24 protein-coding genes are annotated in these 22,103 nt (G+C 68.9%); 10 read left to right on the plus strand and 14 right to left on the minus strand.

Translation table 11 applies throughout. The annotated features are described in order from the left end of the window. Positions 1–24: 24 nt before the first annotated feature. A complete protein-coding gene (locus ABLG96_RS10670; protein WP_353651298.1) occupies positions 25–588 on the minus strand; it encodes a DUF3090 domain-containing protein in 564 nt (187 codons plus the stop codon). Next, on the minus strand, positions 585–1,448 hold the full coding sequence (locus ABLG96_RS10675; protein WP_353651299.1) for an MSMEG_4193 family putative phosphomutase: 864 nt from the start codon (positions 1,446–1,448) through the stop codon (positions 585–587). The genes ABLG96_RS10670 and ABLG96_RS10675 overlap by 4 nt, the downstream gene beginning before the upstream one ends. A gap of 113 nt (positions 1,449–1,561) precedes the next feature. Between ABLG96_RS10675 and ABLG96_RS10680 the strand changes: the two genes are divergently transcribed. From ABLG96_RS10680 to ABLG96_RS10690, 3 genes are read left to right on the plus strand one after another with little or no spacing between them, the layout of a single operon-like run. Next, a complete protein-coding gene (locus ABLG96_RS10680) occupies positions 1,562–2,563 on the plus strand; it encodes an aldo/keto reductase (RefSeq protein WP_353651300.1) in 1,002 nt (333 codons plus the stop codon). A gap of 13 nt (positions 2,564–2,576) precedes the next feature. Beyond that, positions 2,577–4,496, plus strand: a complete 1,920-nt coding sequence (locus ABLG96_RS10685) for an AAA family ATPase (RefSeq protein ID WP_353651301.1) — start codon at positions 2,577–2,579, stop codon at positions 4,494–4,496. A 57-nt stretch (positions 4,497–4,553) separates the two neighbouring features. Continuing rightward, complete coding sequence (locus tag ABLG96_RS10690; protein WP_353651302.1) at positions 4,554–4,781, plus strand: DUF5703 family protein; 228 nt, start codon at positions 4,554–4,556, stop codon at positions 4,779–4,781. Positions 4,782–5,052: 271 nt separating this feature from the next. Here the strand turns inward: ABLG96_RS10690 and ABLG96_RS10695 are convergent, their stop codons facing one another. From ABLG96_RS10695 to ABLG96_RS10705, 3 genes are all read right to left on the minus strand, one after another. Next, the gene (locus ABLG96_RS10695) at positions 5,053–6,360 is read right to left on the minus strand and encodes a M20/M25/M40 family metallo-hydrolase (RefSeq protein ID WP_353651303.1); all 1,308 of its coding nucleotides are present in this window, start codon (positions 6,358–6,360) and stop codon (positions 5,053–5,055) included. A gap of 80 nt (positions 6,361–6,440) precedes the next feature. Further along, positions 6,441–6,911: an OsmC family protein gene (locus ABLG96_RS10700; protein ID WP_353651304.1), complete on the minus strand. Its 471-nt coding sequence runs from the start codon at positions 6,909–6,911 to the stop codon at positions 6,441–6,443. Between the two features lie 242 nt (positions 6,912–7,153). Continuing rightward, positions 7,154–7,855, minus strand: coding sequence for an ATP-dependent endonuclease (locus tag ABLG96_RS10705; protein ID WP_353651305.1), 702 nt, complete (start codon positions 7,853–7,855; stop codon positions 7,154–7,156). A gap of 111 nt (positions 7,856–7,966) precedes the next feature. Between ABLG96_RS10705 and helR the strand changes: the two genes are divergently transcribed. After that, entirely contained in the window at positions 7,967–10,111 is a 2,145-nt protein-coding gene (helR, locus tag ABLG96_RS10710; protein ID WP_353651306.1) for an RNA polymerase recycling motor ATPase HelR, read from the plus strand. Positions 10,112–10,333: 222 nt separating this feature from the next. Continuing rightward, the gene (locus ABLG96_RS10715; RefSeq protein ID WP_353651307.1) at positions 10,334–11,035 is read left to right on the plus strand and encodes a hypothetical protein; all 702 of its coding nucleotides are present in this window, start codon (positions 10,334–10,336) and stop codon (positions 11,033–11,035) included. Between the two features lie 276 nt (positions 11,036–11,311). Here ABLG96_RS10715 and ABLG96_RS10720 read toward each other — a convergent pair whose 3' ends face one another. Together ABLG96_RS10720 and ABLG96_RS10725 are read right to left on the minus strand one after the other, a co-directional pair. Then, a complete protein-coding gene (locus tag ABLG96_RS10720) occupies positions 11,312–11,569 on the minus strand; it encodes a hypothetical protein (RefSeq protein ID WP_353651308.1) in 258 nt (85 codons plus the stop codon). Between the two features lie 61 nt (positions 11,570–11,630). Beyond that, a complete protein-coding gene (locus ABLG96_RS10725) occupies positions 11,631–11,984 on the minus strand; it encodes a TraR/DksA C4-type zinc finger protein (RefSeq protein ID WP_353651309.1) in 354 nt (117 codons plus the stop codon). A gap of 309 nt (positions 11,985–12,293) precedes the next feature. On the opposite strand from ABLG96_RS10725, the gene ABLG96_RS10730 reads away from it, so the two are divergent. Next, the gene (locus ABLG96_RS10730; protein ID WP_353651310.1) at positions 12,294–13,538 is read left to right on the plus strand and encodes an MFS transporter; all 1,245 of its coding nucleotides are present in this window, start codon (positions 12,294–12,296) and stop codon (positions 13,536–13,538) included. An 85-nt stretch (positions 13,539–13,623) separates the two neighbouring features. Here the strand turns inward: ABLG96_RS10730 and ABLG96_RS10735 are convergent, their stop codons facing one another. Beyond that, the gene (locus ABLG96_RS10735; protein ID WP_353651311.1) at positions 13,624–14,562 is read right to left on the minus strand and encodes a TIGR03621 family F420-dependent LLM class oxidoreductase; all 939 of its coding nucleotides are present in this window, start codon (positions 14,560–14,562) and stop codon (positions 13,624–13,626) included. Between the two features lie 65 nt (positions 14,563–14,627). Next, on the minus strand, positions 14,628–14,945 hold the full coding sequence (locus ABLG96_RS10740; RefSeq protein ID WP_353651312.1) for a helix-turn-helix domain-containing protein: 318 nt from the start codon (positions 14,943–14,945) through the stop codon (positions 14,628–14,630). Positions 14,946–15,034: 89 nt separating this feature from the next. Between ABLG96_RS10740 and ABLG96_RS10745 the strand changes: the two genes are divergently transcribed. Further along, positions 15,035–16,018 carry a zinc-binding dehydrogenase gene (locus ABLG96_RS10745; RefSeq protein ID WP_353651313.1) on the plus strand — a complete coding sequence of 328 codons (984 nt, stop codon included), beginning with the start codon at positions 15,035–15,037 and terminating at the stop codon, positions 16,016–16,018. Positions 16,019–16,026: 8 nt separating this feature from the next. Here the strand turns inward: ABLG96_RS10745 and ABLG96_RS10750 are convergent, their stop codons facing one another. Next, positions 16,027–16,311 (minus strand): muconolactone Delta-isomerase family protein, encoded by a 285-nt coding sequence (locus tag ABLG96_RS10750; RefSeq protein WP_353651314.1) that lies wholly within the window; start codon positions 16,309–16,311, stop codon positions 16,027–16,029. Positions 16,312–16,507: 196 nt separating this feature from the next. Here ABLG96_RS10750 and ABLG96_RS10755 point away from each other — a divergent pair, with 196 nt between their 5' ends. Further along, on the plus strand, positions 16,508–16,798 hold the full coding sequence (locus ABLG96_RS10755; RefSeq protein WP_353651315.1) for a hypothetical protein: 291 nt from the start codon (positions 16,508–16,510) through the stop codon (positions 16,796–16,798). A gap of 103 nt (positions 16,799–16,901) precedes the next feature. On the opposite strand, the gene ABLG96_RS10760 is transcribed toward ABLG96_RS10755, so the two are convergent. The 4 genes from ABLG96_RS10760 to ABLG96_RS10775 all read right to left on the minus strand — a co-directional run bounded on the left by ABLG96_RS10760 (position 16,902) and on the right by ABLG96_RS10775 (position 20,470). Further along, a complete protein-coding gene (locus ABLG96_RS10760) occupies positions 16,902–17,300 on the minus strand; it encodes a DUF1003 domain-containing protein (protein WP_353651468.1) in 399 nt (132 codons plus the stop codon). Positions 17,301–17,389: 89 nt separating this feature from the next. After that, on the minus strand, positions 17,390–18,010 hold the full coding sequence (locus ABLG96_RS10765) for a CBS domain-containing protein (protein ID WP_353651316.1): 621 nt from the start codon (positions 18,008–18,010) through the stop codon (positions 17,390–17,392). Between the two features lie 136 nt (positions 18,011–18,146). Beyond that, complete coding sequence (locus ABLG96_RS10770; protein WP_353651317.1) at positions 18,147–19,808, minus strand: GAF domain-containing protein; 1,662 nt, start codon at positions 19,806–19,808, stop codon at positions 18,147–18,149. Between the two features lie 11 nt (positions 19,809–19,819). Further along, positions 19,820–20,470 (minus strand): response regulator transcription factor, encoded by a 651-nt coding sequence (locus tag ABLG96_RS10775; RefSeq protein WP_353651318.1) that lies wholly within the window; start codon positions 20,468–20,470, stop codon positions 19,820–19,822. 290 nt (positions 20,471–20,760) lie between these two features. Here ABLG96_RS10775 and ABLG96_RS10780 point away from each other — a divergent pair, with 290 nt between their 5' ends. Beyond that, complete coding sequence (locus tag ABLG96_RS10780; RefSeq protein WP_353651319.1) at positions 20,761–21,585, plus strand: hypothetical protein; 825 nt, start codon at positions 20,761–20,763, stop codon at positions 21,583–21,585. Beyond that, the gene (locus ABLG96_RS10785; RefSeq protein ID WP_353651320.1) at positions 21,582–22,097 is read left to right on the plus strand and encodes a universal stress protein; all 516 of its coding nucleotides are present in this window, start codon (positions 21,582–21,584) and stop codon (positions 22,095–22,097) included. Before ABLG96_RS10780 ends, ABLG96_RS10785 begins: the two co-directional genes overlap by 4 nt. Positions 22,098–22,103 lie beyond the last annotated feature (6 nt).

Raw genomic sequence — 22,103 nt, forward strand, 5'->3', positions numbered from 1 at the left:
CCACGGCGGGCTCCGACGAGCGAGTCACGAGCCGAGGGACCCGCGGTGGTAGCCGTTCAGGCGCGGACAGATGTGACCCTCCGGATCGAGCGGGTTGTTGCACAGCGGGCACGGCGGGCGGCCGGCAGCGACCAGTACCCCGGCATGATCCGCGAACGATCGGGCCTCGGCGAGCGTCAGGAACACCCGCAGCGCGTCCGGACCCTCTTCGGAGTCCTCCAGCACGACGTCCTCGCCGACCTCCTCCTCGGTGACCGCAAGCAGTTCGACGATCACCTGGGCGCCCTCGCCGTCCCAGGCCAGCCCCATCGTGCCGACCCGGAACTCGCTGTCGACGGGGGTGGACAGCATGCGGTCGGGCCCGCCGGTGGCGGAAGGATCGGCTTCGGCACCGAACCGCTTGGCGACCTCGACGATCAACGTGCCGAGACGATCGGCCAGCACTGCGACCTGCTGCTTCTCGCAGGCGACGGAGACCACGCGACGACCTTCGACGGCCTGGAGGTAGAACTCGCGTTCGCCGGGTGCGCCGATGGTCCCCGCAACGAACTTCTCGGGCGAACGGAAGATGTGGATCTGACGTGTCATGGCACCTCCAGACTAGTCGCGGCCGGTGGCGGCGACCGAAGCGGCCGGTCCGCCCCGGTCCGCACGGATGCAGGACGTACCGCCGTGGTCGGGGCATCGGTGCCCGGGTCGCCGCCGGGTACGGCGTCCGAGGTGCTGTCCGCCGCAGCGGAGCTGTTCGGCCGCTGCGCAGCGGCCGGCGGGACCGCACCGAGGCCGCGGAGTGTCCCGGTGTCGCCCAGACGATCGACGAACGTGCGGTGATCGGTGTAGCGGACGACAGAGATCGAGGCCGGGGCCACCGAGATCCGCTGGAACAGATCGAGGTGGCTGCCCAACGCATCGGCCAGGATCGCCTTGATCACGTCACCATGGCTGCACAGCACGATCACGCCGTCGGGATCATCGTCGGCGACGGTGTCTGCGGCGTCGCCCTCGGTGTCCCGGTCCGGACCCTTGCGGTGGGTCGCCAGCTGTGCGCGGACACTGGCAACGGCTCGTGCGGCCATCGCCGCGAGTGCCTCACCGTCCGGGAACACGGCTGCGGAAGGGTGCTGCTGGACGGTCTTCCACAACGGTTCGCCGCCCAGCTCTGCCAGTGGACGTCCGGTCCACGTGCCGTAGTCGACCTCGATCAGACCGTCGTCGAGCACCACCGGAAGGTCGTGCGCCTGTGCCAGCGGGGTGATCGTCTCGCGGCACCGCTGCATCGGCGAGCTGACGACCGCCGCGATCCGCACCCCGTCGAAGCGGTCGACGAGGGCTGCTGCCTGCGAAGCCCCGGCGTCGTCGAGTCCGACGCCTTCCGATCTTCCGGCGAGCACGCCGGCCACGTTCGCCGTCGATCGTCCGTGCCGTACCAGCACGACGGTTGTGTTCATCGATGTCCTCACTCACGCGGCGTCGCGCGAGCGCGCGCCGATCTCACGACACGGTACCCAGCAGGGTGTCGGGCTGGGCCGAGCGCCGGTGCTCGCGTCGTAGGTTGGAGCCCATGCGCACCCGCAGGCTCGGCAGCACCGGATTGGACGTCTCGCGTCTCGCGCTCGGCACGATGAGCTGGGGCCGCGACACCGATGCGGACGCGGCGGCCGGGCAGCTCGAGGCGTTCGTGGGCGCCGGCGGCACCCTGATCGACACCAGCAACATCTACGGCGACGGTGACGCCGAATCCATCATCGGCACCCTCATCCCCGACGTGATCGGGCGCGACCAGGTGGTGCTGTCCACGACCACCGTAGGAGTCGGATCGGGCCGCGGTGCGCTGCAACGATCCCTGGATGCGTCGTTGCGGCGGCTGGCCACCGATCGCGTGGATCTGTGGCAGATCCACGGATTCGACGACAGCGTCCCGGTGCAGGAGACCGTCGGGGCGTTGGAGTGGGCGCTGGACTCCGGTCGGGCTGCGTACGTGGGTCTGTCGGGCCAGTCCGCCTGGCAGGTGGCTGGGACGGCCGCCACCCTCGCCGCCAGGGGACGGGCTCTCGCTTCTGCGCAGCACGAGTTCTCACTGGTGGAACGCTCGGCGGAGAGTGAGCTGGTTCCGGCCGCGCGTCGTCACGGACTCGGGGTGCTCGGCTGGGCGCCGCTCGGGCGCGGTGTGCTCACCGGTAAGTACCGCCACGGCACGCCCGCCGATTCGCGGGGCGCTTCGCCGCACTATGCCCGCTATGTCGGACGGCACCGCACCGACCTCGCCGGCCGGATCGTCGAGGCCGTCGCGACCGCCGCCGACGGACTCGGCACCTCGCCACTGGCAGTCGCGCTCGCCTGGGCACGCGATGCGCCCGGGATCACGTCCGCCGTTGTGGGCGCCAAGGATCCGGCGCAGTTGCTCGGCGTGTTGGGCGCCGAAGAGCTGGAACTCCCCGACGAGATCCGGGTTGCCCTCGAGGATGTCTCCGATCCACGTGCCGACGACGACTTCGTCGACGTGAGCGCGCCGCTCGACGACTCCCCCGATCTCGACGGCCCGTCCGGCCCACCCGTCTCCTGAGCGTGGTGATCCGATGACTTCCGGTGATCCCGGTGTGCCCGACGCCTTCTCCGAGTTCTGTGCTGCCGGTCTGTGGCCGGGAGTCGGACCTGCGGTGCTGACGACGCTGCGGCAGGCCGGCATCACCTCCGCCGGGAAGGTGAGCGTCGCCGGGCTCGCCGGGCTGCCCAAGTTCACCGCCAAACGGGCAGATCGGGTGTACACCTCCTGGGTCGGGGTCGGGCACCTGTGGGAGCTGGCCCAGATCCTGATCCCGCTGGATCTGCCGGCCCGCTGGGCGGGCCGCCTGGTCGACCAGTTGGGCGACGGAGCGCTGGCCGCGCTGCAGCTCAATCCGTGGCGGCTGCTGGTGATCCCGGAAGCCACTGTGCCGCAAGCGGATCGGCTCGCCCGACAGTTGGATCCAACCGTGCGCCGCGACGATCCGCGGCGCAGCGCTGCACTGATCGACTGGGCGCTGGCGCGCTTCGCCCGGGACGGGCACACCTGCGCCCCGCTGTTGGTCGTCGAGGACGCGCTGCGCGCCTACGGACTCGACCTGGCCGCCGGTGTCGACTCCGCGATCAGCTCCGGAGCGGTGGCCGCCGTTGCCGCGCCGGCCGGGGACGACGAGCGATGGATCGCCCGGAAGTCGTTGTGGGAAGCCGAGTACGCCATCGCCGAGGGTGTCCAGCGGATGCTGCTCGGAGTGCGGACGTTGGCCGGCGCGCGCGCCGTGAAGGCCGTCACCGGAGAACTGGACGACGTGCAGGCCGGTGCGGTCGGATTCGCGGCCGCCAACGCGATCAGCGTGCTCACCGGTGGTCCCGGTACCGGCAAGAGTCGCACCGTCGCGGCGATCGTCGCGCTCTGCGCTCGAGCAGAGAAGGAACTCGCGTTGGCGGCGCCCACCGGGCGAGCCGCGAAGCGACTCGAGGAGCTGGCCGGCCATCCGGCGACCACCATCCACCGGCTGCTCGGTGCTCGACCCGGGATCGCGGATTTCACCTTCGGCGCCGACAACCGGCTGGAAGTCGATCTGGTGGTGATCGACGAAGCCTCCATGCTGGACGTCGAGCTCGCGGCCGCGCTGTTCGCAGCCCTCCCGGAACACTGCCACCTGGTGATCGTCGGCGACCCGGCGCAGCTGCCCTCGATCGGCCCCGGACGGGTGCTGGGCGATCTGATCGACGCGGGCAGCATCCCGGTGACGTCGTTGGTCAAGCTGTACCGGCAGGCCGAGGGTGGGGCGATCGCCCGGTTGGCCGCTGCCGTCCGGGCCGGTGAACTTCCCGCCGTCGACGACCCGGAGCACGAGGTGGTGGTGATCCCGGCGGCAGCGTCGGCCGAGGCTGCGCACCGGGTCGTGCAGTTGGTCACCGACTCGATCCCCCGGGTCTTCGGCGTCCAGGGGGCAGAGCTCCAGGTGGTGACGCCGGTGCACGGCGGCCCGGCGGGTACCCAGGCACTGAACCGCGAACTGAAGAAGAAACTCAATCCCGGATCGGGAACCGTGCGTGGGTTCGATGTCGGCGACCGGGTGGTCGCCACTGCCAACCACCTCGACGCCTCTCCCACCGGTTACGCCAACGGTGAGGTCGGCACCGTGGTCTCGACCGGAGAGAAGAGTCTGCGGGTGGCCTTCAGCACGGGTGAAGCAGACATCAGCGGCAAGTCTCTCGGAGACCTGTTGCACGGCTGGGCCATCACCGTGCACCGGGCGCAGGGTTCGGAGTGGGATGCCGTTGTTGCCGTGCTGCCACCGGAGGCCGGGATCATGCTCTCCCGACCGCTCGTCTACACCGCCCTCACCCGAGCCCGTCGGCATCTGTCGGTTGTCCATGCGGCCGGCGCCGCAGTGGCTCGCGGAGTCAAGCAGGTCGGCGAACGACCCCGACGGACCCAGCTCGGGGTACTGCTGGCCGGCGTGCTGGCGCCGCCGCGGCCGGACTGAGGGCACACTGGTCGGGCAGTGGTGGATGCGGAACCAGGAGCGAAGGGTGGTAGCTGGGTGAGCGGGACTCGGAACGGTACCGATCTTCCCCAGGACGACTACGAGTACGCCCCGCTGCGGCTGGACCCCGCCATGTCCCGATCGGCGGCCACCACCATGCTCACGATCCAGGCGGAGTATTCGGGCTGGGAGCTCGCACGGGTGCTCCGATTCTCCGACGGCAGCCGTCGGGTGTGGTTGCGCCGCAGGCGACCTCGAGGGTTGGTTCCCGGTCTGACCGCCTGAGCGCGACCGTCGCCAGGGCGGCGCGCGGACCGAGACCCGCGTCCTGACCTGACGGGATCTCGACTCACTCCGTTCGCTCGATCAGCGTCAGTTCGGTGGTCGAGCGAGGATCGAGTCGACGAGCGTCAGTTCGGTGGTCGAGCGAGGATCGAGTCGAGCGTCAGTTCGGTGGTCGAGCGAGGAACGAGTCGACGAGCGTCAACTCCGGTGGTCGAGCGACGAGCGTCAACTCCGGTGGTCGAGCGAGGAACGAGTCGAGACCCCACCCGGCTCAGCAGGTGGTGAGGAACCGTTGCAGCACCCGGACTCCGAACTGCAGCGCGTCCACCGGAACCCGCTCGTCCACGCCGTGGAACAAGGACGAGAAGTCGAGATCAGCAGGCAGCTGCAGCGGCGAGAAACCGAACCCGGCGATCCCCAGTCGGGAGAACGCCTTGTTGTCCGTACCGCCGGAGAGCATGTACGGAATCGGATGCCCGTGCTCGTCCTCGGCGCGCACAGCATCCTTCATGGCGTCGACCAATGGTCCCTCGAACGGGTACTCCAGCGGCGGTGAGAGGAACCAGTCGACCTTCACCCCGTCGCCGACCAGCCGCTCCACCTCGGCGGTGAAGCTCTCCACCTGCCCGGGCAGGATCCGGCAATCCACCGTAGCCTGAGCGGACGACGGGATCACGTTCGCCTTGTAGCCGGCGGTCAGCATCGTCGGGTTGGCGGTGTTGCGCAGGGTCGCGTTCACGATCCGCGACACCGGCCCGAGCTTGGAGATGGCGCCTTCGAGGTCGTCCTCGGGGAATTCGAGCCCCGTCAGCTCGGTGATGGCGCTCAGGAACGCGTCGACGGTGGCGGTTCGCACGATCGGGAACTCGTGACGGCCCAGGGTGGCAACGGCCTCGGCGATGCTGGTGACCGCGTTGTCCTCGGCGATCATCGATCCGTGCCCGGCCCGGCCGGTCGCCGTCAACGTCGCCCAGGCGACGCCTTTCTCGGCAGCCGCGACCAGGTAGGCGCGCCGGGTGTCGTCGATGTTGATCGAGAACCCGCCGACCTCGCTGATCGCCTCGGTGGCACCGGTGAACCATTCCGGCTTGTTGTCCACCAGCCATTCCGCCCCGAACACTCCGCCGGCCTCCTCGTCGGAGACGAAGCAGAAGATGAGATCCCGCGGCGGAATCACGTTGCGCCGCTTGAAGTCGCGGGCCACCGCCAGGGTCATCGCGACCATGTCCTTCATGTCGACGGCGCCGCGGCCCCAGACGTACCCGTCCTGTACGGCTCCGGAGAACGGGTCGACGGTCCACTCGGTCGCGTTCGCCGGAACGACATCGACGTGACCGTGGATCAGCAACGCACCCCGGTCCGGGTCGGCACCGGCCAGCCGGGCGACCACATTGCCCCGTCCTGCAACGGCTTCGATGTAGTCGGTCTCGTACCCGACCTCTTCGAGCTTGCCCTGCAGGTACTTCGCGGCAATCGCCTCACCGTCCCCGATCGTGGCCGGGTCGCCGGTGTTCACCGACGGGATGCGGATGAGTTCGCTGCAGAACTCGACGACTTCTTGTTCCGGGATGGAGGTCATGACTCCGGTCTATCACGCGGGTCCGTCCTCGCCGTCACCCCGGGGTGGCGGCGAGGACGAGCCCACGCGGGAGCGCGGACTCAGGAGACCGGGGCGCCGATCGGAGTGCGGCGCCACTCCGATGTCGAGGTCACGCCGGCCAACCGGAACAGCTCGGTGACGGGGCAGCGACGTTCCGTCTCGGACTGCAGCGTCGCGAACTGCGCGGCGTCGGCGTCGGTCGAGATGGTGGCGACCACTTTGAGGTTCTGGAAAGTCGTCTCGCTCTCCCGATACGTTCCGGTGGTCATGGTCGTCGGGTTGAAGTCGGCCGTGACGTCGAACTTCACGCTCTCCACCGTGATGCCCAGCTCGCGGGCGACGATCGTGGAGGTCACCTGGTTGCACGAGGACAGTGACGCCAGCGTGTAGGCGAGCGGGCTCGGGTGCTTGTCCTCGCCGCCGAACGCCGGGTAGGCGTCGGTCTGGATGACGTAGGAGGCACCGGACACGGAGACGGTCTGGGCGACGCCGGTGCCCTGACCGGAGACGGCGAAGGGGACGAGTGGCATTGGTTTTCCTCTGGTTCGGTGGGCACGGCTGATGCGAAGTGGGATCAGCCGGTACCGGCTGGAGCCGTGATGGGCGGACAGGAAGTTCGGACGAAGCGGCCGGAGGTGGCGGATCGGGGACCGCAGGGCCAGCGCTGACTGCGGTCGGTGTGCTGCGGTGCGTCAGCGGGAGCTGGGACAGGCCGCTGTGCCGACCCGCTGCAGGTCGACGTGCAGTCGCCGCACCAGAGGGATCATCGCGCTCATGGCTCCATACAACCAGAAGCACGCATCCGATGGGCACTCGCGTCCGAGATGGCCGATCCCTGTCCCCCGAGGCCTGCTGTGGCAATCGCGGTCAGCAGGGCGCTCAGCGGCTCCGGCAGACGTTCCGGCGGTAGCGCCGCGATCAACAGCGGTGCGTACCGGATCTTGCGGGTAGCACCGCTGCCCAGCCACCGCCGGAGCTGGTCGGCGACCGGCCGGTCGCGCTGGGCCGGCTGCTGCTGCATCGAGTGCCAGGCGCGCCGCTCGCCGGTCGCTTCGATGACGTCGATGACGCCTCGCGTGCCGATCGCGCGGATCAGCTCGTCCTCGAGATCTCGGCGACACATCTGGAAACCGTGGTGCGCCAACAGGATCGGATCACCAGCACGCAGTCGGTGGGTATTCTCTGCAGATCCGTCGCAATTCTCGGCCAGGGCGCGGCCGACGACCGAGGATTCGGCACTGTCGCACAGACCGAGGATTTGTCGCCGATCACCCGCCGGGCCATGCCTGCGGAGGTGGTGACGGATGTAGGTCACGCCGTCCATCGACAGGACAACGGCGTCGAGCGTACGAAGGTCGACCCGGCAGAGCGATGCGGCCGCTTCAACAGCTGCTCGATCGCTCTCGCCCTCGACCAGGACGACCAGGCCGGCGTCGACGGACGGGACGGCGATACCGGCACGAGTGCGCGTCACCACTTCCCTTCCCACTTCAATCTACAGCGCACCCAGGGTCTTGCGGCAAGACCTCGTACCTCCTGCAGAATCGTCCGCCGAGAGCCGGACCAGCACCCAGGAGACACCCCGATGACCCGTTCCACCAGCGCTTTTGCGCTGCCCGAGCACCTGCAGCACAAGCAGACAGAACTTCTGACCGACCGGGACGAGCAGCAGTTCGCGCTGGTGCGCACCACGATCGCGACGTCGATCACCGGGACGACGGACCAGCTCGCGCTGCAGCGCAGGATGTTCGGCCGCAGTGGCGCGGAGGCCGTCGAGCGTGATTCCCAGATCCATCGTCTGACCACCCGGCTCAGGTCGTTGCATCGCTATGGCATCGACCTGTGCCTGGGTCGGATGGTTCGCACCAACGATCCGGAACCGGTTTACCTCGGTCGGCTCGGGCTGTGGGGACCGTCCGGAGATCCGCTGCTCATCGACTGGCGGTCCCCCGAGGCAGAGCCGTTCTTCGCGGCCACCCATGCAGATCCGCGGGGCCTGTCGGCCCGCCGGCGCTATCGCTGGTCGAACGGGCAGGTTGTCGATTTCTGGGACGAGGTCTTCACCCAGGAAGGTCTCCTGGAAGGGATGGCGTTGGACGACCAGTCGGCCTTCATCGCAGGTCTGGGTGGAGCTCGGTCGGGTCGTATGCGGGATGTGGTTGGCACCATCCAGGCAGATCAGGACGCGATCATCCGCGCGAGCTCCGAGGGAGCACTGGTCGTCGACGGTGGCCCCGGCACCGGCAAGACGGTGGTTGCGCTGCACCGGACCGCACAGCTGCTGTACTCCGATCCCCGGCTGGGTCATCGTCGCGGTGGCGTGCTGTTCATCGGGCCGCATCGCCCCTACCTCGCCTATGTCTCCGACGTGCTGCCCAGTCTGGGCGAGGAGGGCGTGGTCACCTGTCTGCTACGGGATCTGGTGCCGGAGGGTCTGGACGCGGTGCAGGAGCCGGATGCTGCCGTGGCCGCACTGAAGGCATCGACGGAGCTCGTCGGCGCGATCGATGCAGCGGTGCGTTTCCACGAGGATCCGCCGACCGGTCGGCTGACTGTCTCGACCCCGTGGGCGGACGTGACGGTACGGGTTCGCGACTGGGCCGAGGCGTTCGCCACCCCGGACGCCGGCACTCCGCACAACGAGGCTCGGATGGTGATCCTCGACGCTCTGGTGCAGACCCTGACCGATCGTGCAGATGTCGCCGACGGTGCGGAGCAGCTTGCCGATGCGTTGCGGCGCAACAAGGACCTGAACGGCGTGCTCAACAGGGCCTGGCCCGTGATCGGTGCCGACGACGTCGTCGGTGACCTGTGGTCGGTGCCGGCCTACCTCCGCCTCGCCGCACCCTGGCTGACACCCCAGGAGGTGCACCTGCTGCAGCGCGCGGAACCGCGGGCATGGACCGAGGCAGATCTGCCGCTGCTGGACGCCGCCCGTCAGCGGTTGGGTGATCCCGGTGCGGAGCGGGCTGCGGCGCGGGAGCGTGCGGCCGTCGAGGGCCGACGACGGGAGATGGTCGCCGTCGTCGACGACCTGATCGCGAACGACGATTCCGAGCTGAAGCTCATGTCCTCGCTGCGGCAGAGCGATCTGCAGGACCTGCTGGCCGCAGGTGGCGTGGACGACGCGCTGCCGGATCCGGACCGGTTGGCCGGCACCTTCGCGCACATCGTCGTAGACGAGGCCCAGGAGCTCACCGACGCCCAGTGGCAGATGGTCCTCTCCCGGTGTCCGTCCCGAAGTGTGACGATCGTCGGCGATCGCGCCCAGTCCGCCGCCGGGTTCCCGGAGTCGTGGTCGGAGCGACTGCAGCGCGTGGGGTTCGACCGCGTCCGACTCGCCGCGTTGTCGATCAACTACCGCACGCCGCAGGAGGTGATGGACGAGGCGGAACCGGTGATCCGCGCGGTGCTCCCGGACGCCAACGTCCCGACATCGATCCGCAGCACCGGTGTCCCGGTGCACCACGGTCACCGCTCGGAGTTGTTGGAGGTCCTGGCCCACTGGGAAGCCACCGATCGGGACGGGATCGCCTGCGTGATCGGCGATCCCTCGCATCCGCGGACTCGGCGGGTGCAGTCGCTGACCCCAGAAACCGCCAAGGGACTCGAGTTCGATCTGGTCGTGCTGATCAACCCTGAGCGTTTCGGCGACGGCGTCGCCGGCGGTGTCAACCGCTACGTGGCCATGACGCGGGCGACGCAGCGGTTGGTGGTCCTGATCGGCTGACGGGGTGTCTTTCCTGCGGGAGGTTCGCCCGATCGAGGCCGAGCAGTGGGAATCGGAGTTCACCCGGCACGCCGGCGTCCAGTGCACGGTTCAGCGCGTGGGCTCAGTGCCCCATGACCCGCGGGCCGTTCGCGAATCGCCGATCCACGACGTCCGTCCGCGCTGGCGTCACACCACGGAAGTGCGGCACTCGGTGCCCGCAGCAACGAGCAGGGGGATGCAATGACTGGACCGGGTCGTCCGCAGGAGTACTGGTCTGCGCAGGGTCCGCTCCCGACCCCGCCGCGGCGTCGATCCGGGACGGTGCTGGCAATCGTGATCGGCTTGGTCGTCGTGCTCGCGGTCGGGGTGACGGTGTATGTCGTCAAGTCAGGGACCAGCTCGCCTGCCGCACAGGTCAAGCCGACCACCGCGTCCAAGACCACCCGTCCCCGAGCAGCGACCCCGAAGCCTTCCACCACCCGTCCCCGGGCGACGACCCCCCGGACGACCGCCCGGACGGTGAAGCCTACTCCTCGGGAGAATCCGGCTGACCTGTTGCAACGCAACAGTCTGTACAAGATCCCGGCACTCGCTGATGCCGGGTGCGCGGCGGGTGCGCAGGCGTCCTTCGACAGCGTCGCAGGCGTGCGCGCCTTCTACAGTTCCGTGATGCCGTGTCTTGACGCGGCCTGGTCACAGGTGCGTTCCTCGAAGCTGCCGTTCCGGGCTCCCCGCCTGATCGTCCACAGCGGCGAGCCGATCTCCAGCTGTGGTGCGTTGGCGTATTCGTTCTACTGCCCGAGCGAGCAGACCATCTACATGTACGCCCCGGAGATGATCACCCCCTGGCAGCAGTTCCCACAGACGAGGGGCGCCGGAACACCCAGCTGGCTGCGCTGCACACGATCGCCCACGAGTACGGCCACCACATCCAGCACCTGACGGGCATCTTCGGCGCGCTCGGCTCCGACTGGCCGGGTACCGAGTCGGAGCGTGAACTCGAACTGCAGGCGACCTGCTTCGGGAACGCATTCCTGGCTTCGCAGAGTTCCGCCTACCCGATCTCCTCGGGGGCCTTCGCCGACGAACAGTACTGGCGCTTCATCACCCGGCTCCCCAACCACGGGAGCATCGGTAATCAGAAGCTCTGGTCGGATCGTGGGTACGAGCACCGCAAACCCAGTGCGTGCAACACCTTCGGAGCACCCCGATCCGAAGTCAGCTGACTGCCACCGCTGCCCGCTTCTGACACCCGAGCCGGCACGCCGTTGACCATCGGATCGTCCTGGCTGCCAGGGCCGCTGGAGTGGGTACGCCGACCGCCGCCGCGGCCCGGGAGCACCAGCTCTCCACCGCGAACCCACTCGCCCGCGGCGGATCTCGATGGAACCGCACCATCACCTTGCCGCTGGAGATGCTGACCCGCGCCACCTGGTTGACGGAGCCGGCATTGTCGATGAACCGGACTCCGCGCACCGACCATCCGCACACGTCGGCGACGGAATGCACGAACTCGCTGTCGTCTATGGCCGACAGCTCAGCCGGCCCGGCTGCTGCAGTCGACGCACTGCCGGGTGGCGGGGAGAACTTCGAGTCGTCCCTCCGGGATGCTTGCGCCGCAGTCGATGCAGATCCCGTACGAACCGTGCGCGAGATCGGACAGTGCACATTCGATCTCGGCCAGGCGCGTGATGGTCGCTCGACGGTTTCCTTCCAGCCGGGACCACTCACCCGACAGCGGCGCACCGTCGGGGTCGTGCTCGTCGTCGTCCTGACCGCCGGAGCGGATGGCGCGCACCCGGTCCAGAGCGGCATCGGTGGCGGTGAGCTCACCGAGGAGTACCACCCGATGATGGAGCAGAGCGTCCCTGCTCCCGTCGCCCTGGTCCATCCCACGATGATGCCCCATGGCCGGACCCGGAATCGGCTGGTCGTTCGCGCGGTTCGAACGGGGCCGCTCGTCGCGAGTCGCGCAGCTGACCTGGCGGGGGTAGTACGAGCGCACCACCCGGGCATTGTCGCTACCGTCGCGAGCATGGGGTTGCACCAGGAGATGTTCGAGTTCCCACCCGCTGTGCGCATGGCGCCGGCGGCGGATTCCGCTACAGTCAGGCCACTTCGAACATCCTGCCTTCGGTCGTGCAGCCGGTGAGTGACCTGACGGTCCCCCGGCGGCTTCCCCCGTCCCGGAGACATCCAGATGACCTCGAACCAATCCAACCTCGGTACCCGTTTCCACCGCGTCCTGGCAGCCCACGCCACGTCCCAGCTCGGCGTCGGTCTGCACCTGGCCGCGTTCCCACTGCTCGTCAGCACCCTCACCTCCGATCCCCGCATCGTCGCAGCGCTCGCGTTGACGGCGAGCATTCCCGGACTGATCCTGGCGCTGCCGATCGGTGTCTGGGTCGACCGGACACATCGCGGCCGACTGATGGTCGGCAGCGACCTGTTCTGTGCCCTGGTACTGATCACCCTGACGACATTCGTTGCGCTGGGCGACATCAGACTCTGGATGTTGTTCGTCGGAGCAGCAGCCGTCGGCATCGCCGAGTTGGTCTTCGGAACCAGCACCTTCGCCCTGCTGCCCGCTCTGGTTCCGCAGGCAGAGTTGATGCGCGCCAACAGCTACCTGTCGGTCGCCGGCCAGACCGGGAGCGGTGTCGTCGGACCGGCGCTCGGCGGCCTCGCCTACGCAGCCGGACCGTTCCTGCCGTTCGCCGTCAACAGTGCCACCTATCTCATCTCGTCGACCACGATCGGCTCCTTCGTCCGTCATTCCGACACCCGGGTACCCGTCGATGACCGTCCAGCGAGGCGAGCCACCCGACGCGGAGAGCTCACAGCGGGCATCAGGCACCTGGGCGGTGATCGGCCCGCTCGGACGCTGCTGATCCTGTCCGCCTCGTCCGGGTTGTTCGGCTGGATGCCCGAGGCCACCCTCGTGTTGTTCGCGCGCGAGCAACTCCGGCTGAGCCCCACAGCCTTCGGCCTGCTGCTCGGCGTCACCACTCTGGGAGCGGTGCTCGGTGGCCTCGCTGCAGGTCGTCTCGCCCGCCGGGTCGGGTTGTTCCGGCTCCTCGTGGGCACCTACGCGACCTATGGTCTGCTGCTGATCCCGGTCGGGCTGACGAACAACGGCTGGATCGTCGCCGGCATCTTCTTCCTCCAGGGACTGCCGCTGATCGCCTGTGCTGCCACGATCCGATCACTCCAGCAAACCCTCGTTCCTGCAGCACTTCTCGGCAGGATCGGGGCGGTCAACCGGATCGTCAGCAGTGCGGTCGTGCCGCTCAGCCTCGCAGCCGGGGGCGTGCTGGCCGCCTTGATCGGCTACTCGGCCGTGTGGATCGTCGCGGGCCTGGGATTTCTCCTCACACTGCTGTTCAATCTCCCGGCGCTGCGCTCGCTGGAGTCGGCCGTCGAGCATGCACGGCTGCCGACATGACACCGGCAGGGCGGGCACCCGGCGCCCCGCGGGAAGGTTGACGGTGGAACGACGCGGGGCCGGGCCTGACAAGACCGGCAGGGATTCAATGACCGGACAGGCGCTGCACCACCGCGTCCAGCGGACCGGGTTCACCGACCAGGAACGACGAGATCCCCAGTTCGGCGCGCAGGCGCTCGAACTTCTCGACGAGTCGGTCCACCGATCCGACGAACACGTGCGGTGAATCCTCCAGCTCCCGTTCGGTCAACCGCACGCCCGTCTGGGCGGCAATCCGATCGGCGGTCGCCGCGAGCTCCCGATGCAGTGAGTCGGTGATCAGTGGTGAGCTCGCCGAGGGGTAGGCGTTGAATTCGAGGTGGTCGAACCGATCGCCGGCGGCGGCGCGGACCCAGCCGATCTTCTCGACGGTCGCGTCCCAGGTCAACGATGACGCCTCGAGCTTTCCGCCGCGGATCCGCGGCGCCAGTCCGACGGTGTCCGCCTCTGCTGCGGCGAGCGTGAGGGTGCGTTTTCCGCCGCCACCGATGAAGAACGGCGGGTGCGGACGTTGGTGGCTGGCGGGTCCGGCCGTGTACCCCGAGATCGAGTAGTGGTCGCCGGCGAAGGCGAACTCCTCGCCTCTGAAACAGCCCTTCAGCACGGCGATCGCCTCGGTGAGACGCGCCTGACGCACCGGAGCGGGCGAGAAGGGCAGTCCGATCGCGTCGTATTCGACCTGGTTCCATCCGGCGCCGATCGCCACGTCCAGCCGCCCCGATGACAGCACGTCGATGGTGGCCAGATCCTGCGCGAGCACGGCCGGGTGCCGCAGGTCGTTGTTGAGGACGAATGCGCTGATCCGCAGTGTGGACGAGACCATCGCCACGGCCGCCATCGTCGCAACCGGTGAGAGCTGGTCCATCAGGTGATCCGGAACGGCCACCCCGTGGTAGCCCGCGGATTCCGCGTGCGCGATGCGATCGATGAACCCGGCATTGTCGGTGGGACTGCGGACATCGGCCAGGAAGCGGAACGGACGCATCACGTCAGTGTGCACCGACTCCAGCGACACCGGGCAGGACACCCGCTCCATCCGGAGGCGGGAGTTCAGTCGGCTCCGCCCATCACCGCGTCGATCAGGCCCGGGAAGCGCGCGTCGAGTTCGCTGCTGCGCAGCGTCGTCCAGCGGCGGTTGCCCTCTTCCCGTTGACGGATCACGCCGGACTCCCTGAGCACCCGGAAGTGGTGGGTGAGCGTCGACGGGGCGACCGTCACCGGGAACGTCCCGCAGGCCCGTTCCGCGTCGCGGTGGAGCGTTCGCACGATCGTCAACCGCGTCGGGTCCGCCAGGGCGTGCAGGACGGACACCAAGGTGAACTCGTCGGCCGGTGGGTGGTGCAGCGATGGCCGCGGATCTGCAGGCATGAGCGCTCCTTCGTAGTTCGTCGTAGGTAATGTACCGTGCGATCCACCTACTAGACATTTCGAAAGAGATTCCGAAGACCGAACGGTTCATGCAGGCACTCGTCTTCCGGCACCCCGCAGCGGACACCTCGGCGACGGAGGTCGCCCGGATCGGGACCCCGCGCCCCGCAGCCGGGGAGGTGACGATCGAGGTGGAGTACGCCGGGATCAACTTCAAGGACGTGATGTCCCGGCGCGGCGATCCCGGGTACGTGGCCGACTGGCCGTTCGTCCCCGGCATCGAGGTGGCCGGCCGCGTTCGGGAGGTCGGCCCTGGGGTGACGGATGTCGAGGTGGGGCAGCCCGTGCTCGCGCTGACCAACGCCGGCGGCCTCGCGCAGGTGGCGACGGCGAAAGCCGCACTGACAGTTGGCGTTCCGGCCGGTGTGGAGCACGCTGTGGCCGCCGCAGTTCCGGGGGCGCTCACCACCGCCGAGTTGCTGCTGCACCACTTCGCCCGCATCCGATCGGGTGACGTCGTCCTCGCCCACAGTGCCGGCGGCTCTGTCGGCCGTGCCATTGCCCAGCTCGCCACGCTCACACCAGGCGTCCGGTTGATCGGCGTGGTCGGTGCCGACTCACGCAGATCCGTTGCCCTGCAAGCAGGATACGAGGCAGCGATCACCCGGGGCGCCGGGCTGGCCACCGTTGTCCTGGCCCACACGGGTGGGCGCGGAGTGGATGTCGTCTTCGACCCGCAAGGGACCGCCTGGCTCGAGCAGGACCTCGAGTCCCTGGCTCCTGGCGGCAAGGTGTTCGTGTTCGGCAACGCGGGTGGGGACAGCTTCACCGAGCTCCCGCCGTTGGGGCAGCTGTTCGCCCGCAACTGCGCGATCGGCGGATTCAGCCTCGCCGGGTTGGCGCATCACCATCCACGGGTGGTTGCGGAGGCCATGGCGTCGGTGCTGACCCACCTCGAGACGGGCTGCATCAACCTGCAGGTCACCGTGCTGGCCGGACTGGAGAACGCGGCCGCAGCGCAGCAGGCCCTCGCGGACGGCAGCGCCATCACCAAGCAGGTCGTCAAACTCTGATGCGGCGCTCACCCAGCGGAGAAGCCGCGATAGAGCACGAGAGCGACGACGGTGAAGTCGGACATGCCGTCCCTGGCCATCGGCAGGCTCGCCACAGCAGCGGCTGCAGCTTCGGCGTCGCTGGATTCGAGCAGGAAGCAAGCGCCGATGGAGTCCGCGCGATGCCAGATCCGGCGGATCACGCCCTGACCGTGGAGTTCACGGACCCTGGCGCCTCCGGCGGGACCCGCGGCCGCGAACTCGTCCGGGGTGAACGCGTCGGAGCGGCGCACGCTCATCACGAGGAACTCCATGTCAGATCCCCACTGCCCGGTCGACGTCCGGCGGGTCGAGATGCGCCAGCAGACCGAGGAGCTGCTCGTGGGACTGCCGGTGTCTCATCCGTCCGAGAGTTCACGACGCACCCGAGGCAGCACGGTGCGCGCCCCTGGAGATGACTGGGGACCAAGTGCTCTGGGCGGCGGCGATCCCGCTGGGCACGCTGGCGTCATGACCTCCTCCATGCTCGACGGCATCTCCTCCGGCAGCCAGTACCGGGTCACCCGTGTTGACGGACGGCTCCCCGATGCCGTCGACGACTTCGTCGGCCCTGCAACACTTCTGATCCACCATGCCGATCAGCACCTGCAGATCCATGGAGCGGGTCAGCTCGACCCGTCAGGTTCGGGCGTGCACTTCTACCAGAAGGACTCGGACCACGAAGGTCGCGATGTGCGGATCTGGCAGATCCGTCAGCTGGGCGACCACCAGATGATCGCCGAGCATCTCTCAGGGATCTGATCCGTGGTGATCCTGCACGACCTGCACACTCAGCGGCAGCTGGACCTCGCCCTGGACGAACTGCGGGCATCGATACACGCCCAGGACCTTCAGCGGATGGCTGTCACGCTGGCGTTGTCGCGACTGTCGGCCCCGTCGGACCGCGGTCCGACGGGTCGCCCAGCAGGTCCGTCCGCCTGGTCAGCTCGACGGTCAGAGCGTGGATCTCACGGGTGATCTGGGTGTTGGTCTTGAGTTCGGTCTCCTGCTCCAGGAAGTCGTGGTCGGCCTTGGCCTGCTGGAAGACTGCGGACCGGTTCTGGCCGATCATCACGAACGTCGACAGGAAGATCGCCTCGAGCGAGACGATCAGCGTCAGGCTCGGCCACGGGCTGCGTTCGACGAAGATCATCCAGACGCCGAAGAGCACGACGTGCAGGTAGACGAAGGGCATGGACCCGGCCCATCGGGTGATCAGGTCGGCCACCCGCAGCTGCGCGTCCGCGGCGCGGTGCGCACGCATCTTCGTCACCACCGGATGTTCCTGCTTCGCAACGAGCGTCGGCGCTTCTGCTCTGCGTCTCCCGGGCTTCCCGGCGGGACGATGCGGTGTCAGGAGGGATCACTCGTCTGGTGTCGGACCTGGACCGAGACGACTCCACGGACGTGCTCGGCCAGAGCCCCGGCCTGCAGCCGATCGTCGGCGCGGTCCTGGAAGTCTGCGATGTCGGCGACTCCTCCCTGCACCGTCACCTGCCAGCGGTGAGCCGGCGCCAGGTCGGGCGCGGAGAGCAGCAGGGCGTCGATCTCGGCTCGGATGGCGCCGTCCGGGCGCGCGACCGCAGCCAACACGTCGCGGCGGGTCACGACCCCGACGATCGTCAGGCCGTCCACGACCGGGAAGCATCGGATGCGCTCGTCGAGCATCATCGCCGCCACGTCGGAGACGTCCGCGCCGGCTGTCACCGATTCGACCGGGGTGGTCATGACGTGGAAGACCTCCACCGCCGGTGCAACCAATGGCGGCGCGACCCGTCCGTGCACGCGTGGATCCGGCCGGATGCGTCCGGAGATCAGGTCGGCCTCGGTGACGATGCCGATCAAGGCGTCGTCGTCGTCGACCACCGGTGCGGAAGTGAATCCCCTGCGGGCCAGGAGCTCTGCCACTTCGGTCACCGGCGTCGAGCTGTTCACGGTGACTGCGGGGCTCGTCATGATGTCTCGAATCTTCATCGTGGTCTCCTGTCAGCTCTGCACCGACGACCGGGGACGTCGGGGGCGGTCTGCGCCACTTCCGATCCTCGTCCGCCCGGCGCAGAGCTGACAGGGCAGAAGGTCCCGGAGGCCGGTTGCCGGCTCCGATGCCCGATCAGGACGCACTGCGTGACCGGACAGGGTCCAACGGGGCGGACCAATGGACGGTCGTACCGGCGGGACCCGACCAGATGTCGCACCGCCCGGCGGCGTCGTGCGCTCTGGTCACCAGATTGGACAGCCCGCTGCGGTGCGCGCCCTCGGGGATACCTGTTCCGTCGTCGGCGATCTCGAGAATCAGCTCGACGCCCACGGCGACACTCACCGCCACCGCGGTGGCGCCGGAGTGTCTGACCACGTTGCTCACCGCTTCCCGGATCACTGCCTCAGCTGCGCGGCGCAGGTCCGGTGGGACGGTCGACAGCACGCCGGCGGTCACCAGGGACGTGCGGATGTCGACATCGTCCGTCACCTCGGCCAGCACGGCGCGCAGGATCTCCGCCAGCGGCCGCGGCGCGCCGACCGGCGCCTGCAGGTCGAAGATCGCCGAGCGGATGTCCTGGATCACCCGCTGCAACTGGTCGATGTGGTCGGAAAGGCGGCCCGAGACGTCCGCTGCCTTCGACCGACGATGGGTGCCCTGCATGGCCAGTCCGACGGCGAACAACCGTTGGATCACCTGGTCGTGCAGATCGCGGGCGATCCGGTCGCGGTCGGCGATCACCTCCAGCTCCTGACGGGTGGCGAGCTCGTCGGCCCGTCGCAGGGCCAACGCTCCCTGGTCCGCGAACGAGCTGACCATCTGCAGTTCCTCGTCGGTGAACCGCGGTGCGCCGGCGGTGCGCACCGCCATCAGCACTCCCAGGATCCCTTCGGCTGCTCCCAGCGGAGCCGCCACCGCCGGCCCGAAGCGGGCGGTCAGGTCGAAGGCGAGACGGTCGACGTTGCGCGGGACCTGGTCACGGAACACCGCGCCCGCGGTGGAGTCGGCCAGCGGGACTGCCGATCCGGTGAGGGTGTCCGGATCCAGACCGACACACACCGTCACGATCAGCGCATCTACGTCATGCGGGTCCGCGGCGAGCGGGTCCGGCAGCGCGATCACCGCGTAGTCGGCATCGGACAGCTCGCGAGCACGTTGAGCGATCAGGATCAACGCTCCCGACGGATCCTGACTGGTGAGCAGCTCGGTGGTGATCGTGGTGGCCGCCTCCAGCCAGCTCTGCTGTCGCCTGGCATCGTCGTACAGCCGCGCGTTCTCCACCGCGATGCCGGCCGCGCCGGCAAGTGCCTGCATGACGATCTCGTCGTCATCGGTGAACCCGCCGGGCTTCTCGGTGAGGTAGATCCGACCGTAGGTCGCCCCACGGACCCTGATCGGTACTCCCAGGAACGTGTCCATCGTCGGGTGGTGCTCCGGGAAGCCCACCGAGCTCGGATGATCGGCCAACCGGTCCAGACGCAGCGGGGTGGACTCCTCGATCACCACTCCGAGCACGCCGTGGCCCGTGGGCAGCGGGCCGATCCTGGTCGCGACGTCGTCGTCGATGCCGGCGTGGATGAAGCGCCGCAGGTGGCCCTCCTCGTCCATCACACCCAGAGCTCCGTACCGGGCGCCGACCAGTTGCATCGCGGTGTGCACGATCTGCCGGAGGGTGACTTCCAACTCGAGGTTCGAGGACACCGCCGCCACCGCGGACAGCAGCCGCTGCATCGGACTCAGGCCGGCCGGTGAGGCCCGCTCCTCGGGCGGAGTGTCGGCTATCAGCTCGCTCACCGGCCTGGACCTCATCGCGGCGCCCTCCCGGCCTGGTGTCGGAGGTTGGCGGACAACACCGCTGCCTGGGTCCGGCGTTCCATGCCGAGCTTCGCCAACAGCCGGGAGACATAGTTCTTCACGGTCTTCTCCGCCAGGAACATGCGTTCGGCGATCTGTCGATTCGTCAGGCCGTCACCGATCAGCTCCAGGACGATCTTCTCCTGGTCCGACAAGCCGGCGGTCGGGTCGTCGACGGTGGGTGATTGGTCCCGCAGGTGCCACAGCAGCGCAGCTTTCGCGCGCGCGTCCATCAGCGACTCGCCGTGTCCGACTCGGATCACGGCACTCACCAGGTCGATGCCGATGATGTCCTTCACCACATAGCCGGCCGCCCCGGCCATCACCGCGTCGGCCATCGCCTGCTGCTCGGGATAGGAGGTCAGCATGAGGCAGTGCAACTCCGGCATCGACGAGCGCAGTTCCCGACACAGCTCGATTCCGTTGCCGTCCGGGAGGCGCACATCGAGGACGGCCACATCGGGCATCGCTGCGGGGATGCGCGCCAACGCCTCCCGTGCGGTGGCGGCCTGGCCGACGACGGTCAGCTCCTCGGCTTCTTCCAGGAGTTCGGCGACCCCACGACGCACCACTTCGTGGTCGTCGACCAGGAACACCCTCATCCATGCCTCCGCTGTCGGCGACCGGCCCGTCCGGACCTGCCGATCAATGTCGGCCCCAGCCTGCCTCGGGACGGTCGACGCGACCAGGGACCAAGGTCCCCGATCGGTCGCGGTCACTGGGCGCTCCGTGGGTGGTGACCTTCGGCCCTGTGTCCCCGAGACGGGTGGGTCCATCGTCGAACAGGAGCGGACGATCACGAGCTGTCGATCGGACGCAGCCGACCAGGAGCATCCAGCGAACACCGCTGGACAGGTCCGGCGGTCACCAGTCCGGAAAGGCGCTGAGGTGGATGTCGATCGGACCGGTCGGGAATCTCGACGAGGTGCATGTCCGCTTCGCCCTGGAGGCAGCCACTGCCGCGTCTCCGGTTGCCGGGGACCGGCCCTGGCGCTTCCGGTGCACCGAGCGATCCATCGAGCTGTACTCCGAACTCGGCGGACACGCCCGGACAGCAGATCCGGGGGACCGGGCGATCCGTCTGCAGTGCGGCGCTGCCCTGCTGAACCTCAGGCTGGCCATCCGCGCTGCCGGCGTCGTCGCAGACGTCAGGCTGCTGCCCGACCCGCGACGGGCAGACTTCGTCGCCTCGGTCGGGTGCACGATCCTGGCCGGCCCGATGGCCGCGAGCGAGCGCCGGCTGGTCGAGGTCATCCATCACGGCACGCTGACGGATCGCTCCCCGGGCACCCCGTTGCCGGCCGCGCTGCTGGGCGAGCTGCGCGCCGCGGCCAGGGTCGAGCTGGCCTGGCTGTCGGAGATCACGGAGGACGACCGCTCCGGCGTCGAGCACCTGCTGCGATCCGTGCCCGGCGGTGACCGCTCGACCGGTCCCCTGCTCGTGTCCATCGGATCGCTCACCGACCAGCCCCTCGACCACATCACCGCCGGCCAGGCGACGCAGCGCGTCGCGCTGAGCGCCCTGGCCGCCTCGGTGAGCGTCTCTTCCGTCCCGCAGCTCATCGCCGGCGACGACGCTCGGCTGGCCCTGCGTCGACGACTCGGCGGCGGCCTCTGGCCGCAGTCGGTCCTGAGCGTCCGGTATCCCTCTCGGCGGACACCGGCGGCCGACGGATCGCACGAACCGCAGCCTGCCGCCGTCTCGGACATCCGGTGAGAAAGCCTTCCCCCTGGCACGGCAGCGTGCCCACCGGGAACGATCAGCTGCCACCAGGTGCGGTCGGCATGGTGGTCGGGGTGGACGGGTCGGCCGCCGGACGGCGAGCCCTGCGCTGGGCGCTGCGGGAAGCGCTCCGGCGGCGCTGCCGGCTCGAGGTGGTGCACTGCTGGTACTCCCGGACCACCGAGGGGACCCCGGTCGCCGTCATCTCCTTGCGGGACCTGCGCAGCGATTCCGAGGGCATGCTCCGTGGCGAGATCGCCGCGGTGTCCCGGAGGTTCCCGGCACTCCCGGCGCTCACGCTGACCAGCGCCCACGGACGCCCGGTCCCGACCCTGGTGGCGGCGTCGGAACGTGCTCAGCTACTCGTCGTGGGCGCCCGTGCACGCAGCGGGTCCGGGTTCGAGGTGGCCGACGGGTGCGTACGGCACGCACACTGCCCGGTGGTCGTGGTGGATCGCTCCGGTTACCGGGAAAGCGATCCGCCGGCTCCGGCGTCGACCGGCTGACCACCC

This window comes from Nakamurella sp. A5-74 (assembly GCF_040438885.1).
Taxonomy (GTDB): domain Bacteria; phylum Actinomycetota; class Actinomycetes; order Mycobacteriales; family Nakamurellaceae; genus Nakamurella.